Below are 17,575 nucleotides of genomic sequence, written 5' to 3'. Positions count from 1 at the left end.
GATAATTTACTGCCAATCTAAGCCAGCCTATTTTAATCCGTATATTCTTGTTAAAAAATCTGATTAAAAACTTTTCGTTTCTTATCTAAGAATACTAGATATCAAGCAAATAATATATTGAACAATTTTTCGATCAGGTGTCAATTTATTCGCTTTTTATCTTGTCCTAATCCATTTACTAATAACAATATTAAACCCCCTCCACCTCCCCCAAAAGTAGTAAATTACCTCATAAAACCTCAGCGAAACTCTGCGCTTCCCTCAGCGTCCCTCTGCGTTTAAAACCTTACCTTAAATTCCTGCAACAGCGATATTGCTTGCTTATACAAAAACAAATTCACCTCATGAACTTCAATTCCTTTTCCAATACGTCGTAGCAACGTTAAAGTCAATTCTCCCCCCAAATGTTCGCGGAATTCAGTCAAACCTCGAAACAAACAATCAGGATGTTCTAGTTGTGATAAATTCTGTGCTAGTTCTGGTACATACAACGTGAAACCCAACGCCGATAAAGTAGTTAATATCCGTTGCCATTCCGAACAATCCAGCAATCCTGCTAAATAAGAATAAGTGCTATCTAAAGCAATACCGATCGCAACTGCTTCGCCATGACGCAAACGATAATTTGTCAAATGCTCCAGTTTATGAGCCGCCCAATGTCCAAAATCTAGGGGACGAGACGAACCCATTTCAAAAGGATCGCCGCCATTGGCAATATGTTCTAGGTGCAATTCGGCGCAACGATAGATAACCTGTTGTATAGCATCCATGTCTCGCTGTACAAGGGCTGCGCTGTGGAAATGGATAAAATGAAAAAAGTTAGCATCTTTAATCAGCGCCACTTTGATTGCTTCTGCGATTCCAGAACGCCAATCGCGATCGTCTAAGGTTGTCAAAAAGGCAGAGTCATTTACAACTGCATAAGGTGGCGCAAATGTGCCGAGAAAGTTCTTTTTACCAAAGGCATTAATGCCGTTTTTCACGCCAACCCCGGAATCATTTTGTGCTAAAACCGTCGTCGGAATCCGAATTAGGCGAATTCCTCGGTGAGCTGTTGCGGCTGCATATCCTACCAAATCCAACACCGCCCCGCCGCCGATCGCTAACACGTAAGAGTGGCGACATAATCCGGCTGCTTCTATCTGTTGCTGGATTTGTTCTACTAAAGTGCGATCGTTTTTGGCAGCTTCTCCTCCCGAAATTATCATTGGTTCGGCTGCGATCGCTAGTACCTCTGCATAAAACTTGGTATACGCTACTAATTGCTTAACTAATTCCGGTTGATGCTGCAATATTCCTGCGTCTACTACTGCAAGTACTTTCTTCGGCTTTGTCTCCCCATCTGCCGCTAGAACTTGGGCTAAGGTGGGATTTTTCAACTCAAATAAATTTTGGGTGAAGTAAACCCCATAGTTGAAAGTAACCGAAACACGTTGAGCAATTGGTTGCAGGTTTAATTTACTTTTTTGCTTGATGTCAATGACCATATTTTTGCTGATCTATCTAAAAGTGCGGCACGATTTAAAGCTTCAAGGAACATTTCTACCGAGTGAGAACCATTTATCTTGACTTTATTATTGATGATGAAGAAGGGTATGCTGTTAATGCCATTTGGTCGATCAAATATTGATTCCGCTACCAAAGCTTTAACCGCAGCATCATCACTCAATTGCAGCCGTAATTCTCTAGAATCCATTTGGTAAGCTCTACCAATGGCAATAAGAACGTCAATATCTCCGATGTTCAAACCATCTTCAAAGTAAGCTTTATAAATGGCTTCTACAACATCGTTTTTTACCTTTGCTGGTGCGAGTGTAATCAGTAGGTGCGAAAGCCTAGTATTGACAGCCAAACGGATTTTTTCAAAATCTAGCTTGACTCCAGCCGCTTCACCTGCATATTGCGTATAATCAAATAAATTTTGCAGCTTATCTGCTTTGATGCCTTTTCTATTTTGCATAAAACTGCGAAACTCATACCCGTCAGCCGGAACAGTATTATCAAGAATAAAGGGATGCCAACGGATATCTACTTCTTTTTCTGGGAATTGTGCTAGTGCATCAAATAAATGTTTTTTCCCTATTCTGCACCAGGGGCAAACGGGATCGTGAAAGATGTCTATCAGCATAGTTTTAGTTTTTCAAATGCTAATCTTTGTGTGCATTTGTGGGTTACAATCTCGCTGGTTCGTTGGATTTAAAGGCTGGAGAAAATTTTTGATTTTTTCTTGAAAAAAGCTTTGAGTATTCTCAAATTCTTTAATTAATGCGTCTCTATCTTTCTTAGCTACCAGTTTCGCCAAATGGGTGTAAGTGTCAGCTAAAAAGCTAATGGCGTTACACCTTTCTTCTGTAGCTAGCATTATATCAACACATAAATTAGGATTTTGAGAGAACAAACGTTTAACAATGTCAATTTCTTGACGATAGTTAGGAGTTGACATTATTAAACTCTGCTCTATATCAATTTTAGCTTGTGTTAAGAAAACGCCAAGACTAAATCTACAGAAATGTTGCGTTGCTTGAACAATCACCATCATCTGGTCGTGTTCTTCAGGCGTACAAACAACTAACTCGACACCTTTACTTTTAATAAAATCTAGAAACCATTGAAATGAATCATCGTTTCGACCTGGACACACTACCATTTTTTGTCCAAAGAACGATTTGATATTTGGCCCAAACATTGGATGTAAACCCATGACTGGGCCGGAATGGTGTTCGAGCATTGCTTGAGTTGGCTGGATTTTAATACTGGTAAGGTCACACAAAGCTGTAGTTGGTGCAAGGTATTTAGCAGCACGCTTGATAACATCAACTGTATGCTCAATGGGAACACTTACTAATACTAATTCTGCCTGATTCAACAATTTATCTGCATATTTCCAATCTTCGTGTTCAAGAACGCTAACATTGTTACCTACTAGCGAAAGTTGCTCTTGGAATAATTTTCCCATTCTGCCGCGTCCACCGATGATGGTAATTTTTCGGGGAGTGACATAATTTGTGGCATATTTAGGAATCAAAGTAGCATGACAACTTTTTAGCACACCTGCCCAAACAGACTCAGGGATACCAGCTCGAGCAAGTAGGGGAGCGACATCAGCCAGTTGTTCATCTAAAGAAGGTTGTTCTGATGCTGCTAATAATGATATGCGATCGCTAAGTAGGGCGATCAAGCTTTCGTCTGTTTTTTTAAGCTGATATGATTTTGTCCTTTGTCTCTTGTACTGTGCGAGTGGTGCCGAGCGTTCGCGTAGCGTCTTGTAGAGAATGCTAGGTTTGCGGAGTCATTTGTCATTTGTCAGTTGCACTGAGCGACTTGTGCCGAGCGTTCGCGTAGCGTCTCGTAGAGAAGTCGAGGTAAGCCGAAGTATTTGTCATTTGTCACTTGTACTGAGCGAAGCCGTTGGCGCAGCCTCTCGTAGAGAAGTATTTGTCATTAGTCCTTGAGATACCACGCGCACACGCGACTTGGTTTTGATTAGTCCAATATGATTACTTTTTTCGTTCACAATGGGCAAGGTATGTACTAAAAAGTCTTGAGTAACAAGTGATTTATTAGAACTCAATTCGGGCAAGATATCCAAAGTTGTTGCTCTTTTGGCGATCGCATCATAAAATACTTCTTCATACCGATCTAGTGCTTGTTCAAAGGAATAGTTTTTTACTGCAAACTTTCTTCCTTTGCGCCCTAATTGCGCGGCTAATTCTGGCTGATTATATAAATTCAATACCGCACTGGCCAAAGCATCTGCTGACTCCGGCTCAACGATAATACCGCCACCACTTTCTTTGATAGCTTTGGCAGCAGTACCAGTTGCGGGAACTGAACCGACAATTGGGCGACCGCTAGCTAACAGCAGTGGTATTTTAGAAGGCATATTGAAGGAAATCACATTGCTTTTTTGCACAATCAACCCGATATCAGCTGCGGCCAACATTTGCGGGAGTTTTTCTCGCGGTTGCAATGGTAAAAGCAAAACATTATCTGCACCACAAGCAAGACAATGTTTTTGCAACCTTTCAAGAGCTTGAGATTCACCTGCTACGACAAAGACAATATCATTAATATGACGTAACCGAGATGCTGCTTCTATTACTGTCTCCAAACCTTGAGTGAGAGCAATATTACCTGAATAAAGCACTACAAATTTACCATCGAGTTGATGGCTAGCTCTCCAAGAGTTATTCTCCTTTGCTAAAGGGCGAATAAAATTTAGATTTACCCAATTGGGAATGCAGGCAATTTTATTAGCAGGTACATCTTTATTAATTAAATTATCTACAAAGCCATCGGCAATCACACTAATGGTATGTGCAGTTCGATAGGCGAATTTTTCTAAAGCTTCTAAAGCTTGAATCATCAACTTATTTTTAATAAGCCCAACACGCACAGCAGCTTCCGGGAGGATATCTTGCACATTCAGCACTACTGGGCAGTTGTATAGCCAAGCTATTAAGGTTGCAGGCAAGCAAACTAGTAGCGGCGGCACTGTTAAAAGAATTACATCAGGTCGTTCGCCCTTCAGGGCTTGTGGCAAGCTTGTAAAAATAAAGCTCAATTCTAGGAGTAGCCTGTCTATCAGGTTAGGTTTAGACTTAATCCGCAGGTAACTACGTTGAATTTTGACACCATTTTTATGTTCAGTAACATATAACTTACCCCGATAGCGATCGTAAATCTGACGTTGAGGATAGTTAGGCATACCTGTGATTACCCGCACTTGATGCCCTCGCTTCACCAGCCCTTCTGCTAGTTCAGTCATCAAAGGTGCAATACCAATTGGCTCTGGATGATAATTGTATGAATAAATCAGAATTTGCATGAACTATTAATGTCCTAAAAGCACCTTAATAATGTTGGTCTTATTGTCTTATCCAGTTTTTATCTGCCTTATTCCAGATTTAATAACCTGAAACTCTTGTAGGTCTGTTACCGCCGAGACTACGCCAGCAAAATTATTGAGATGGTGCGTTATGCCCTTAGCTAACGCACCCTAAAAAACTGTTACTCAAGCATCAGAACTCAGCACTGTTTTTGCAGTTGCTTTTCTAAACTGAAGATTGGCTTTTGTTGTCCACGTTTCCGCAATGTGACGGTAGCAGCACCAAGTCCTAGCAATGCGAAACCCAATTCTGAACTAGGTTCCGGCACTTGTTGTCTGCCTTCTACGTTTATTACTTGGACGCGACCTTGGAAGAAATCGCCCACATAAAGCTTGCCATCTTTATAGCTTGTGCCACCCGTCCAGTTAAATCTGCCTGGTGTGAGGTCGAGGGGATTGCCAAAAGGAGGATCAGTTAATCCTGGAGGCGCGACTGGGTTGCCTGATGCATCTAGGGCTGGTTGACCGTAGGCAGTCAAGAATTTACCGTTTTTATCAAATACCTGTACGCGGCTGTTGATAGAATCAGCTACATAAACATTCTCTTGCTCGTCCACTTCGATGCCAATTGGCTGAAGAAGCTGTCCAGGCCCGCTACCTGCTGAACCAAATGTGTACAGAGGTTTACCATTTGGATCGAGTACTTGAACGCGGTTGTTATACTGGTCAGCTACATAGATATTTCCACTAACTGGGGAAATTCTTGTACCGGCTACACCTTGGAATTCTCCAAGTGCAGTGCCAGTGGTGCCACCAATGACACCAATTTGCTTTCCGTCTGATGTGAATTTAAGAATTCTTTCGCCGTTAAAATCACCAACGTAAACGTTGCCAGTTTTGTCAAATGTTACACCAGATGGCCCAAAGAAAAGCCTACCCTCTACGAGAGGGGTAAATTGTCCATTTGCAAAAGATCTAATAAAGTTACCCTGAGAATCGAATTGATTGATGCGGTTGTTGTAAACATCACCTGCATACAAATCCCCTGTTACGGGATTAAAGTCTACAGTTGTTGGCTCGTCAAACTGTCCGGGCCCTGTGCCGCCGGAGCCAATTGCTCCAAGATACTGACCACTTGGACTAAATTTTTCAATTTTGTCACCGATGTTGTAGTTAGGAGTACCATCCGGGTTAACACCGCGTCCGTTAGCTATGAGGGTATTCCCTTGGCTGTCTACCGCTATACCTTGGGGAACAAACAACTGCCCAGGGCCGAAGCCAGGACTGCCGATACTTCTGTCGTAAGTTAATGTTACAGCCTTGGCTTGGGCTGCTGCTGCCAACACGGTGAATCCGGCGCTGAGAATGCCTATTGAGAAATTTTTGACTAATCCCATGAGTTTTAAGTCCTGGTTGTATGGGTTATACTCGTTCCTAGACTAATTTCGTTCCCAGTCCTAGTTTGGGAACTCTGAAATTTGGGCTGCTGCCTCTTCTTGGAAATGCAACTTTCTCTGAGGCAGCAGCTTATTCTGTAAGCATTCCCTGACAAAGCCAGATGAAAAGGAATTAGACAGTCTCTGCTTCGGGTAGCAATTCACCCAACTTTTCTTGGCGTTTGCGCTTGGCGATCGCAGCAGTTGCACCTACACTAGCAAGTGCTAATAAGCCGACTACTGAACCAGGTTCGGGGACTTTTTCTGCAACGATGCCATCCACCCGAACAACCTCTCCTCGTCCTGGGCCGACACCGCGATTGGTAATATAAATCTTGCCATCAGGGCCAACATCAATCCCATCAGCCGAATCTAGCCCTTGACCTGCGGCAACAAGTGTTGTGCGAGTGCCGTCAGGAGCAATTTGGATCAGAGAACCAGGTAGATTTGTGATGTCACCCCCTAATTGCGAGGTATCGCTGAATTGTAAAACCAGCAAATCGCCTTTCTCATCAAAGGTTAGGTCGGTGATGTGCGTAAAGCCATCTAGAAAAACTTCTGGTTTTTGATCTTCGCCAATGCGGAAGATCCGCGATTTACCATCTGGATAAGGAAAACCCGTATATTCCCCAACGTATAAAGCTCCATCGGGGCCAATTGTGCCACCTGTGGGTACTGCTTGAATTGCTATTTTGTCTCCTGGAAGCTCATCTAATAACCCAGGAGGTACTTGTAAGCCTGGTGGCAAATCTGACTTACTAATGATGTTTTTCGGGATTGCGATCGCCTCTGACTCACTTCCATCAAGTTTAATTTTGTAAGCAGTGTTCCCACCCCCATCAACGACATAAGCATTATCACCATTAATAGTCAGATCGTAGGGATTGGTAACGACATCGCCACTGTCTGGATTTTTGGTGATTTCATACTTGGCAAAGTCAAAAATACTGTTGAGAGATCCCGTATTCAAGTCAACTTTGTACAGTTGCCCTAGAAGCGGTGTATTCAAAACTTTATCGGGTGTTGATGGTGGGAAAGTTGCAAGTTGCTTTTCTGGAAGCGGGAATTTAGAACCAAGATTAAGTGTTTCTAGATCGCGGTTTCCTGGATAACCAGCAAATCCTGTCAGAAGATAAGCATTCCCTTTAGAATCGAATTGTATGTCTTCAATACCAGCCCCTTGGTTGCCAGTAGGTTGTTCTGCTAGAGACTGAAAGTTAGTAAGTAGACGCTGTTTGGTGCCGTTTGGTGAAACTTTAACCAGCGAACTAGTATTACCAGCACAGATCGGCTGAAACAACGTACTCGGAGATGGTTGACAATTTCCGTTACCGCCGATACCTGGCTCGGCTACGTAGAGACTCCCGTCAGGGCCAAAGCTAACACCCCGTGCATTACTGATTCCATCGACAACTGTCGTTAACGTTGCAGCTTTTACATCTGGTGTTCCACAAATAGCAGCAAAACAAAATGTTAGAGATGTAAGGGCAAATGACTTGAGTTTCATACCTTTGGAGATTGAGAATTAAATAATTTGTTTGGGGAAATTTTTATCAAGAAGAATTCAGGAAACGCGATAAATCGCCTCTGTACAAGAGTAGAGACGCGATAAATCGCGTCTATGCAAAAGTCAGAATTCTGGATGTTTTCTCTTTTTGTGCAACCAAGCAATGCCCAAAGCACCGATCGCTAATACGCCGAAAGCAGAATCAGGTTCAGGAATAGACTTGATATTTTCAATCCTGAGAACTTGTCCACCTCCAGGGCGATCGCCTCGGTTTGTGACATATACTGCACCATCAGCACCAATAGCTAAGGCGCTAGGCGACTCTAATCCGTTGCCACTCAGAAGAGTTGTACGTGTCCCATCAGGAGCGATTTTGATGACAGAACCATCAAGATTACCCTTCCAGGCTGACTCATTGGCGTACTGCAAAGCATACAAATTGCCCTCAGTATCAAATTCCAAGTCTGTGAGTTGGGTAAAACCATCGGCAAAGACTTTTGGTAAGCCATCAGCCCCAACTCGATAGATTTTTGCCCCACCTTCTGGGAAAGGAAAACCAGTAAACTGGCTGACATAATAAGCACCATCAGCCCCTTTTGCCACACCTGAAGGTACTGGTTGAATTGCAAACTGCGATCGCACCTCTTCACCAATAGATGGAACCTGTGCAGGCTCATTAGATGGGGTATCAGAAGGTGGAAAGATGGGATTAGTTAATATGTCTTGGGGAAAGGTAGTAATAGCTTGCAAGTTACTACCACTAGTATTCACACGTAGTAAGTCGTTCGCACCTGCATCAACTACAACTAAATTATTGCCATCTATGAGCAAACCCAAGGGATTGCTACCAACATCACCACCATCGGGATTGTTGGCGAGTTCATAGTTAGCTATATCAGCAACACTCTTCCAGGAATTGGTATTAAAGTCGGGAGCGATGATTTTACCGAGGTCAGTGTAACCTAAATTGCGATCGCGAAAGGCTGGATTAGCCCCATACCCAATCAGAACATAAGGTTTACCTGTAGCATCAAATTTGATGTCACGAGGCCCAGCAGCTCCAGTGCCATCTGGTAATGCTATAGAAGGTAGTCCTGTGAGTATGCGCTCGGTTTTACCATTCTCAATTTTGGTAACTGCCCCACTTGTGCCATAGCATAAAGAATCACCTTGACCACTTGCTGGTGGAACACAAGCGCCATTTCCCCCGATTCCCGCCTCTGTAACATAGAGATTACCATCAGGATCAAAGCTTAAACCTCCGGCATTATATAAACCATCGGCGATTACCGAAAATGATGCAGCTGAGGCAGCTTTCATTCCCGAAAAAGCGGCAACACAAAAAGTGAGGATGGTAATGGTAAGTGGCTTGAGTTTCATGTGTTGCAATACAGGTAATCTAGAGGAATTGAGGGAAACGCAAAGGAACGCTGTAGACGCTTTTGCGGCTTGCCGCAGGCTGGGAAGCGCAGAGTAACGCTGAGGTTTTAGTTAGTAACTAATGATTCTGGAGTTTTTGGCAGATAGCTCATTCCCCGGTCAAAGGATTTGAGATTGCCAGCTTTGGCTTCGAGCAAACGTTTGATGTTCATGCTTTCAGCGCCAAAGTCTTCAATCTGAAGTTTGCCGTGGGTGACAGTTCCATCTGTTCTCCAGAATGTGATTCGATGTAGGATGAAACCAGAAGCCTCTGGGTCAGCGAAAGAGTATGCTGTTGGGATGAGTAACGCTACAGAGCGCTGATAATATTCGTAGTCTGGATAAAAATGTTCTTGTTCAAGTAAGTAATATTTACTCAGACTATGAACTCGTACAGACACTTTTACTTTCTGGTCATATTCATCTTTGAATTCACCTGATTCAGAGGTAATATCACCATTTGGCCGCAGTAAATGTGCCCATTCATCTACGTTTGTTAAGTCTTTTAAGTATTCAATGCCGATTTCAATTGGGGCATCAACATAAATTGTGTCTGTATCAATAAAGTGGCGTCCTTTAGCTGCTGAGGTTAGACCAGCTTTCCGTTCCAAGTTACCTTTGAGAGAACGACATTCGGAAGTGTGTACTGTATGAATTCCCTGCATAATCATCTGAGTTTGCCGTTTGGGATCGACAAAGCTCAACCAGTGAAAGTACACGCCTTTTTCATCTGTTCCTGGCTCAATGTAGTCGGTAGGAAACAGCAAAACAGGGTAAACCTGAAAATATTTCTGATACTCTAAGCCGCAGTGCCATTCAATGCCATAGAATAGTGGATTTTCTAGTTTTTTAACATGATAGTAAAGATTTTTGTGATAGCCGGATGCAGTTCCGAGCCAAGTATCTTCGTCAATTTGCTCTTTCATCCGGCTGTAAAGCGTCCATTCATCTAAGTTTTTTAAACTACAAAGATAGTCAAAGGCGCTCTCTGGTGAAGTTGCAATGTAAGCTGATGTAGCAAAGGTATTTTTTTCCACTTCTCACTCCTGAAGATAATAAAAATTAAGCTGCGATCGCTTTAGCCTGGGTTCGCTTACCGTTCTTGATCCGGTCTTCTGCTAATCGTCTAGCAGCATCGTTAGTAGTAACTCCTTGCTCTTTAGCAATCTCAAAAATTGCTAATAGCGTGTCATAAATGTTATGCACTTGCTTGAAAGCTTTTTCTTCGTCATAACCAATCATTTCGTTGTAAACATTGATTAGTCCTCCAGCATTAATTACATAATCTGGGCTGTAAAGAATACCTTTTTTAGCAAGCATTTGACTATGTAGCTGCTCATTCTCCAATTGATTATTAGCTGCACCAGCAATAATCGAAGCTTTCAAGAAAGGAATTGTATGACTATTAAGAATTGCTCCTAAAGCACAAGGAGAAAAGATATCAACATCAAGTGAGTAAATTTCGGTTGGTTCTACAACAGTTGCGCCAAAAAGCCGTTTTACCTCTTCCGCTTTTACTGGATCTACATCACTAACAAAAAGCTGAACATTATGCTCATGCAAGTGCCGACAAAGATTTTTACCGACATTTCCTAAGCCTTGAACTGCAACTTTCATGTCATCAAGTCTTTTGCTCTGCCAACGAGATTCAACAGCAGCTTTAATTCCGAGAAAAACTCCTAGTGATGTTATAGGAGCAGGGCCACCAGATTTTTCTGATACTCCTACAACATATTGAGTTTCTTGATTGATTGTTCGGACATCATCAGGGGTAATATTGACATCTTGTCCGGTAATAAAACGCCCATTGAGACTGTTAACAAAACGTCCGTAAGCTCTCAACAGATCATCTGTTTTATTTTCAGGATTAGCGATAATGACTGCTTTACCTCCACCAGCCGGAATGTTGGCACAAGCAGCTTTATATGTCATCCCGCGACTTAGACGAAGTGCATCTTTTAAAGCAGCTTCTTCGTTCACATAAGGCATGAGTCTTGTCGCTCCCATCGCTGGGCCCAAGGTTGTGTCATGGATGGCAATAATTGCCTTAATTTCGGGATTTTTACCATGACAAAACAGAACTTGTTCGTGACCCATCTCTCTAACAGTTTCAAATAGCAACATATTGACCTCTCGATATTGGTTGGGATTGGTTAGAGAAAGTAATGAACATTACAAAATGTAAAGATATAAACACAAAATTCCGTTCGAATATTAAGATTGGATGAAGTTAAGAAAGACTTTTGTGTTCAAATAAACATTTAAAATTCCAGTTTTACGAGTGTAGTTATTAGCTGGAATAAAAAAATGAGGAAACGAACCGCAAAGGGCGCAGAGAACACAAAGGTAAAAAAACTGTAAAGAATTTTTGGAAGATAGAGATGCTCTCGTGTTTTACTCTCTTCCTTCTCTTCGAGACGCTGCGCGAGCGCGTCCTTTGCGGTTCGTTAAAAAAAATCTTCGAGCCAGAAGAGGTAATGTCTACAACAATCGAATGGGATTGCTAGGTTTTAAAATCAAACCATTGGAAAGGAAACCTGCTTGACTACATTTTTCGCGGGACTTGATTTAACTCCTTGTGCTGCCAAACTTTTATTACGTCCACCAGAGGGTGCTGGGCGATCGGCGTCAATCACTACATCAATCAAAAAGGGAACATTTGATGCGATCGCTTGTTCTAATGCCGCTTCAATATCCGACTCTCTGACGACGACGATCGCTTCTGCTCCCATCCCACGAGCAATCATGGCAAAGTTTGTCGGTGGAAGTGTTGCATCTGCACCCTTTAACCCCAAGATTTTCATCCCTTGATGGCACATGTTGTAACGCGCATCGTTAAGTACAATCCAGATTGCGGGAATTTTGTATTTCACGGCTGTGCTGATTTCGTTATTCATCAGCATTGCTCCATCGCCAACAATCCCTACAGCTTTGCTATTGCTTGCTAGCGCTGCACCCAATACTCCGGTGACGGCGTGACCCATTGCGCCGACTCCGGTGCTGACTCGGTAACGATTGGCTTCGGCAAATTGGAGTAGATGAGTTGACCAAGTAAAGGAGTTACCACACTCCGCCATGACTATGGCATCGCTATCTTCAACAATGATCTTTTGAATTGCTGCCATCAATACTTCTGGCCGCACTGGATAATCTACGTCTGATGCAGGATCAATTGCTTTGTGTTCTGGACGAGGTAACACTATTGTGGAATCAGAAGCATCTGGTAATTGCTGCAATAACTCTTTCACAAAAGCTTTGATATCAGACCGAACCCCGAAAGTTTCAACATGGGGATAGGCTACACCTGGCACTTCCGGGTCAATATCTACATGGACAAAACCTCCTTTTGGAACCAGCGCCGAACTCCAAAAAGAAGTCGGTTCACCAAGGCGAGTTCCTAATACAAGTGTGCGGAGTGGAGGTTGTTCTTCCATATAAGTTAAGACGGAAGCATGACCGCCTAAACCTGTAACGCCCACAAATTGGGGATGATCTTCGGGGAAGATACCTTTACCACGGGGTGAGCACATGACGGCGGCTCCGGTTTTTTCAGCGAGTTCAATGATTTCCTCTGCTGCGTCACGCGCACCGAAACCAACCCAGATAGCAAAGGGGCCAGATGATAATAACTCTACAGATTTTGCGATCGCTTCTTTGGAAGCAGTCATCGGAAAAGGAGTAACATCTAGTTGGGGTAAGGCTATATCCTCAACTAAACTTGTCTGCACTGCGGTGGGAATACTCAAATGGGCGACAAACCCGCCTGGTTGCGCCATAGCTAATGCAAGTTTGCGAAAAATCTGCGGTAGTTGAGCCGCAGATTCAATAGTGATTGCATAGTTGAATAACGCTCCTGGGGTAAAAATTCCCCCACTTGGCAAGGTATAAGTGCTGGTTTCTTGAATTGCCCAACGTCCACGCTGCGGTGCTGATGTGCAAGCCGAGAGCAAAATTACCTTTGCACCTTCACCACGAGCCGCAAATAATCCGGTGAGGGCGTTGGTGATCCCCGGCCCGGCTGTGGTAAAAACTACAGTCGGACGATTATTCGCAAAGTATGCTTCGGTCGCTGCAAATGCTGCTCCGGCTTCATGACGGAAGTTCAACACCTCTATGCTGCTATTGGATAACGCACCCCAAAGGCTGGCCATCGCTCCACCGGCGACACCAAAAGCGTAGTTTACTCCTAAATTTTCCAACATCTGAGCGATCGCATCGGCAACTGAGAGGGTTGGGGTTGTTTGGTCGTTTAAAAAAGGCTGAATTCCCCCATTATTCTCTGATTCATCTACCTTACGAGAGTCAGATACAGATTCTACATATCTGTTTGCTGCAACTTCCTTGTATGGCTCGGTGATGATTGGAGGAGAGTTTGAACCAGTATAGTTTTGACTCATGGTTTCACATAATTACATTAAAGTTAGACAAAAGCTTTTTAGTTTACAATCACAGCTCTAGAAATATTTAATACAAACAACTCTGTTGTTTACGACAGCTATGACCAAGCTAGGTCAATAGTAGAAGTGGTTGATGGCTGCTGATTGATGCTTGTGAGCGCAGTACCAAAAAATTTTTACCAAAAGCATACAACACTTGAGGTTGTGCTTCTTGAAACCACAATAAGGGAGACGAAGAGGGTTGTGCAATCAACAATTTTTTGGCGAGGGTGTCAAATTTTTCGTTTCTATGGTGATGACTATAGTATTTAAGTCAGTTGGTGGGGAAAAACTAAATCATCTAAAGGTCTATAAACTAGCAACTAAGCTGAATTCTAGTGTTTCTCATAATCTTTATAAAACTTAACATGGTTAAGTTTTATAGCACCGTTATCTTGACTAAACCGCCTGAGGAAATTCTTAACTTGCGATCGTCATTATGATGAAAACCTAATTTGCAATGAAAAATCTTTTGATGAGGGTGTCAATTCTTTCGCTTTTGTCGTAATTGTAACATTTTTAACCTAGTTACTCTAAAGCATTGATATTTTGCGTAGGCGTAGTCCGCCGTAGGCATTGCAAAACCGATACATTACCAAATTTACAATAGAAAATCTTTAGATATGGCTGTCAATTCTTTTGCTTTAAAACTTACACAACTTTTTATCCAAATTAAAGCATCAGCAGAACTACAACAATTTGGTAGTCTTTAATATTGCCACCAAAAACTCTGTGAGTCAATTATTTGTAACGACAAAAACATTATTTATTAACTTTATTTCTTAACTTTGATATTCCCTCGGATAGATGACTAAACATTCATTACGTAATTAATTTAGTTCGTTTCCGATTATTTATCACATAAATCTAGTAATTTATACTTAGTATAGTAATATAATGTTTATTCATGACAAAAAAATACAATACTATACGTAAAAATTTCCGCATTGCTTAATACGAATGTACTCCTGACGATGGATGACTAAGCATATTCTTATATAGTTAGATACGTGAGAGATAAGTTAAGATAAATTAAGAAAATAAATTGATGAACGAAATTTGTTCATTAAAGTCAAGCCAACCACTACAAATTCATGTATCTTAAAAATCAAATGATTCTATCCAAGTACAGCACTGCATCAAAAGCGCTGAGTTAAAAGGCTGCCACTTGCTGATGGTGCAAACCCTCTACACCGCAGTGGCTCCATGAGGAGAGTTGCTTTTACTAAGTAACCCAGTACTGAGTAACTTTTACTACTCAGTACAAATAAAACATCCCGCTAGTAGCACTGAGTAACGCACATCTCAATCAACAAGACAAATAAATGATTCAAGCAACTTGTTAAAGGTAGGCAAACCGTCGTCAGAATCTATTAGTAGTTCACTAAATTCCTTGGCGAGGGAAAAGTTAAAGGATAAAATTCTTTATCTTTTATCCTTTAACTTTTTCTCAGCCGAAACCCTGCAATTTTAGGTTAGTGAACGATTAGTTCTGGTGCTGGGCTAATTTAAATTTAAAATTTATTTTCTACTTATAGATTAAGAGTTTTCAGCTCTTATCTAACAAGCTTGGTTGACTAATCTAGATTTGATTGGTCTAAATTTTGCGTTACGATAAAAAGCTGTTTACTTTAGAAATAAAGATTTCTGAATACTTAGTTTTTTCCGAAAAATTGGTTTGATAATTTACCATTTTTTGGTATGATAAGTTTTGTTAAGGGAAGTAGTAATATTTTTTAATTTCCTAACTAAGTTTATTTTTTAGCACTCGAAGAGTGTACCAAAGATTTTAGTAAGTTATGACTATTAACTCAATAATGGCTATATTGCTGATTGATTACCAGGAGGAAGTAGGAATATGAATTCTGGCGATACACTATCTAGATCAAACAATCAATGGGCACTACAACCAGAAATAGAGATGAAGTTTGCTCACTTCTTAATAAATCATGCTACAGATGCTGCCTTCTGTTTAGGAGTAAACGCACAGTTTCTTTACGTCAACGATGCCACTTGCCTGATGACTGAATATTCCCGTGAGGAATTACTTTCCATGAGGCTGCATGATATAGATGTAGACTTTTCGCTACACAATTGGTCAGAAATTAGCTCACAGGGTTCCTTTACCTTTAAATCTCGCTATCGGACAAAAGGAGGTCGGATATTTCTGGTAGAAATATCCATGAACTATGTCAAACACCAAGATATGGAATTTGGCTGTGCCTTTGCTCGTGAAAAAACTGATGAAATAGTAGAACTGAGCGTCCAGAAATGGACTGATGAATTAAGGGATGCCAAAAACAATTTACAACAGGAATTTTCTCAACTCAAAGCAAAAGAAGTAGAACTAGAAACATCTCTTTCTTTACTTCGTTCTACTCTCGAATCTACTGCTATTGGTATTGTTGCAGTTAACTTTGAGGGAGATATTCTGAGCTTGAATCAGAAATTTGTGGAGATGTGGCAGATCCCAGAAACTCTAATATTATCTAAAAAATGTCCTCGATGCAAAGAATTTTTTGAGAACCAACTTAAAGATCCCCAAGCTTTTAGTCGGTTGATTTGGGAAGTGTCTAGCCAATCTGATTTCGAGAGCTACGACATTCTGGAGTTGAAAGATGGGAGAGTTTTCGCACACTATTCTAAACCTCAGTTGCTTGAGGGCAAAATTATGGGTAGAGTGTGGAGTATTTGGGACATTACTGAATCGAAACAAACTGAAGAAGCGTTACGGCTGAACGCAAATAGATTTCGGACAATAGCCGAAACGACAGATGCCAGCACTTTTCTGATTCAAGGCACGCGGCTTTGCTATATAAATCCGGCGGTAGAACAACTCACTGGCTATACAAAAGATGAACTGCTAACAGGTTTTGATCTTCGCCGACTAATTAAGAACAAAAAAAGTAGGCAGATACGTAAGCAGGATGAAGCAGCTAACTTTGAATATCAGGAGATGAATATTCTGACAAAAAACGGTACAGAGCGCTGGTTAGCCTGTGCGGTTGCCAAGCTTGAGGGAGTGCTAGATTTTGGGGGAAAACAAGTCGAACTGATTGCAGGCATCGATATTACTGATTACAAATATGCAGAATTAGGTCTTAACCAAGCTTTAGAACAAGCAAAACAACTTAGTGAACTTAGAGCGCGTTTTCTTTCTATGGTTTGCCATCAGTTCCGAACTCCGTTGAATATTGTTTCATTTTCTAATAGTTTACTCAAGGAAGAAGTAGACAAACATACACAGAAGAAAATCCAACCACTACTCGATCATATTCAAAAAGCCACTGAACAACTGAGCCTGATGTTGGATGATATTTTGTTCTTTTCTAAAGCGGAATCAGCAAAATTAAACTTTGAACCCAAACCGCTTGAGTTATTTCAGTTTTGTCAGGATTTAGTTGCACAAATGCAAATAAGTGTCAGCCAAACCCCAATCAATTTTGTAAGTCAAGATAACTCTTTAACAGCATACATAGATAAAAAATTGTTAGAGCCAATTTTGAAGAATTTGCTTGATAACGCGATTAAGTATTCTCCCTCGAATCTGGCAATTAATTTTGAACTATCTTGCCAAAATGAAAAATTAGTTTTCCAGGTAAAAGATAGGGGAATTGGTATTTCGGTAATAGATCAACAACGAATATTTGAGCCATTTTATCGTGGTAGTAATATTGATCATATACCTGGTACTGGACTAGGACTATCGATTCTTAAAACCCTGGTAGATTTACATCATGGTCAAGTTTTTGTAGAAAGTGAAGTTGGTGTGGGTACTACGTTTACTGTAATCCTGCCATTAATGAAATCAGAGTTTAGCTGTTCCGAGTTATGAATGTTGAAATGAAGATAGTTGTTAATTAAAAACCTAATAATCATAACTCTCGGAACAAAGTAATTAATTTCATCTCTATTTAGATTAGAGATTCACCGAAGAGTCTAGTAACTA

At 41.3% G+C, this 17,575-nt stretch carries 11 protein-coding genes; 1 reads left to right on the top strand and 10 read right to left on the bottom strand.

The window, feature by feature from the left end; translation table 11 throughout:
• Positions 1 to 278: 278 nt before the first annotated feature.
• From RMX98_RS02805 to scyA, 10 genes are all read right to left on the bottom strand, one after another.
• Positions 279 to 1,487: a 3-dehydroquinate synthase gene (locus RMX98_RS02805; protein ID WP_322676467.1), complete on the bottom strand. Its 1,209-nt coding sequence runs from the start codon at positions 1,485 to 1,487 to the stop codon at positions 279 to 281.
• Entirely contained in the window at positions 1,454 to 2,128 is a 675-nt protein-coding gene (locus RMX98_RS02800) for a DsbA family oxidoreductase (RefSeq protein WP_322676468.1), read from the bottom strand. The genes RMX98_RS02805 and RMX98_RS02800 overlap by 34 nt, the downstream gene beginning before the upstream one ends.
• A 12-nt stretch (positions 2,129 to 2,140) precedes the next feature.
• Complete coding sequence (gene tyrA, locus RMX98_RS02795) at positions 2,141 to 3,178, bottom strand: bifunctional chorismate mutase/prephenate dehydrogenase (protein ID WP_409881027.1); 1,038 nt, start codon at positions 3,176 to 3,178, stop codon at positions 2,141 to 2,143.
• Between the two features lie 201 nt (positions 3,179 to 3,379).
• Positions 3,380 to 4,828, bottom strand: coding sequence for a glycosyltransferase family 4 protein (locus RMX98_RS02790; RefSeq protein WP_322676470.1), 1,449 nt, complete (start codon positions 4,826 to 4,828; stop codon positions 3,380 to 3,382).
• A 200-nt stretch (positions 4,829 to 5,028) separates the two neighbouring features.
• Positions 5,029 to 6,225, bottom strand: a complete 1,197-nt coding sequence (gene scyF, locus RMX98_RS02785) for a scytonemin biosynthesis PEP-CTERM protein ScyF (RefSeq protein ID WP_322676471.1) — start codon at positions 6,223 to 6,225, stop codon at positions 5,029 to 5,031.
• A 172-nt stretch (positions 6,226 to 6,397) separates the two neighbouring features.
• On the bottom strand, positions 6,398 to 7,771 hold the full coding sequence (locus RMX98_RS02780; RefSeq protein ID WP_322676472.1) for a ScyD/ScyE family protein: 1,374 nt from the start codon (positions 7,769 to 7,771) through the stop codon (positions 6,398 to 6,400).
• Between the two features lie 123 nt (positions 7,772 to 7,894).
• Positions 7,895 to 9,151 carry a ScyD/ScyE family protein gene (locus RMX98_RS02775; protein ID WP_322676473.1) on the bottom strand — a complete coding sequence of 419 codons (1,257 nt, stop codon included), beginning with the start codon at positions 9,149 to 9,151 and terminating at the stop codon, positions 7,895 to 7,897.
• 107 nt (positions 9,152 to 9,258) lie between these two features.
• Positions 9,259 to 10,227, bottom strand: coding sequence for a scytonemin biosynthesis cyclase/decarboxylase ScyC (gene scyC, locus RMX98_RS02770; RefSeq protein ID WP_322676474.1), 969 nt, complete (start codon positions 10,225 to 10,227; stop codon positions 9,259 to 9,261).
• A gap of 25 nt (positions 10,228 to 10,252) precedes the next feature.
• Entirely contained in the window at positions 10,253 to 11,314 is a 1,062-nt protein-coding gene (scyB, locus tag RMX98_RS02765; protein WP_322676475.1) for a tryptophan dehydrogenase ScyB, read from the bottom strand.
• Between the two features lie 392 nt (positions 11,315 to 11,706).
• Positions 11,707 to 13,587 (bottom strand): scytonemin biosynthesis protein ScyA, encoded by a 1,881-nt coding sequence (gene scyA, locus RMX98_RS02760; RefSeq protein ID WP_322676476.1) that lies wholly within the window; start codon positions 13,585 to 13,587, stop codon positions 11,707 to 11,709.
• A gap of 1,897 nt (positions 13,588 to 15,484) precedes the next feature.
• Between scyA and RMX98_RS02755 the strand changes: the two genes are divergently transcribed.
• Positions 15,485 to 17,461, top strand: a complete 1,977-nt coding sequence (locus RMX98_RS02755) for a scytonemin biosynthesis sensor histidine kinase (RefSeq protein WP_322676477.1) — start codon at positions 15,485 to 15,487, stop codon at positions 17,459 to 17,461.
• Positions 17,462 to 17,575: the final 114 nt, after the last annotated feature.

Source organism: Nostoc sp. DedQUE02, from assembly GCF_034531035.1.
Classification (GTDB): Bacteria; Cyanobacteriota; Cyanobacteriia; order Cyanobacteriales; family Nostocaceae; genus Nostoc.
The sequence above is the reverse complement of the archived record's forward strand: the minus strand, read 5'-3'. Positions and strand labels throughout refer to the sequence as shown.

Excerpts from the sequence above, each read along its gene's own strand:
- RMX98_RS02755 (WP_322676477.1), top strand. The coding sequence starts at position 15,485 with ATGAATTCTGGCGATACACTATCTAGATCAAACAATCAATGGGCACTA.
- scyB (WP_322676475.1), bottom strand. The coding sequence starts at position 11,314 with ATGTTGCTATTTGAAACTGTTAGAGAGATGGGTCACGAACAAGTTCTG.
- RMX98_RS02790 (WP_322676470.1), bottom strand. The coding sequence starts at position 4,828 with ATGCAAATTCTGATTTATTCATACAATTATCATCCAGAGCCAATTGGT.
- RMX98_RS02780 (WP_322676472.1), bottom strand. The coding sequence starts at position 7,771 with ATGAAACTCAAGTCATTTGCCCTTACATCTCTAACATTTTGTTTTGCT.
- scyA (WP_322676476.1), bottom strand. The coding sequence starts at position 13,587 with ATGAGTCAAAACTATACTGGTTCAAACTCTCCTCCAATCATCACCGAG.
- RMX98_RS02775 (WP_322676473.1), bottom strand. The coding sequence starts at position 9,151 with ATGAAACTCAAGCCACTTACCATTACCATCCTCACTTTTTGTGTTGCC.
- scyF (WP_322676471.1), bottom strand. The coding sequence starts at position 6,225 with ATGGGATTAGTCAAAAATTTCTCAATAGGCATTCTCAGCGCCGGATTC.
- RMX98_RS02805 (WP_322676467.1), bottom strand. The coding sequence starts at position 1,487 with ATGGTCATTGACATCAAGCAAAAAAGTAAATTAAACCTGCAACCAATT.
- RMX98_RS02800 (WP_322676468.1), bottom strand. The coding sequence starts at position 2,128 with ATGCTGATAGACATCTTTCACGATCCCGTTTGCCCCTGGTGCAGAATA.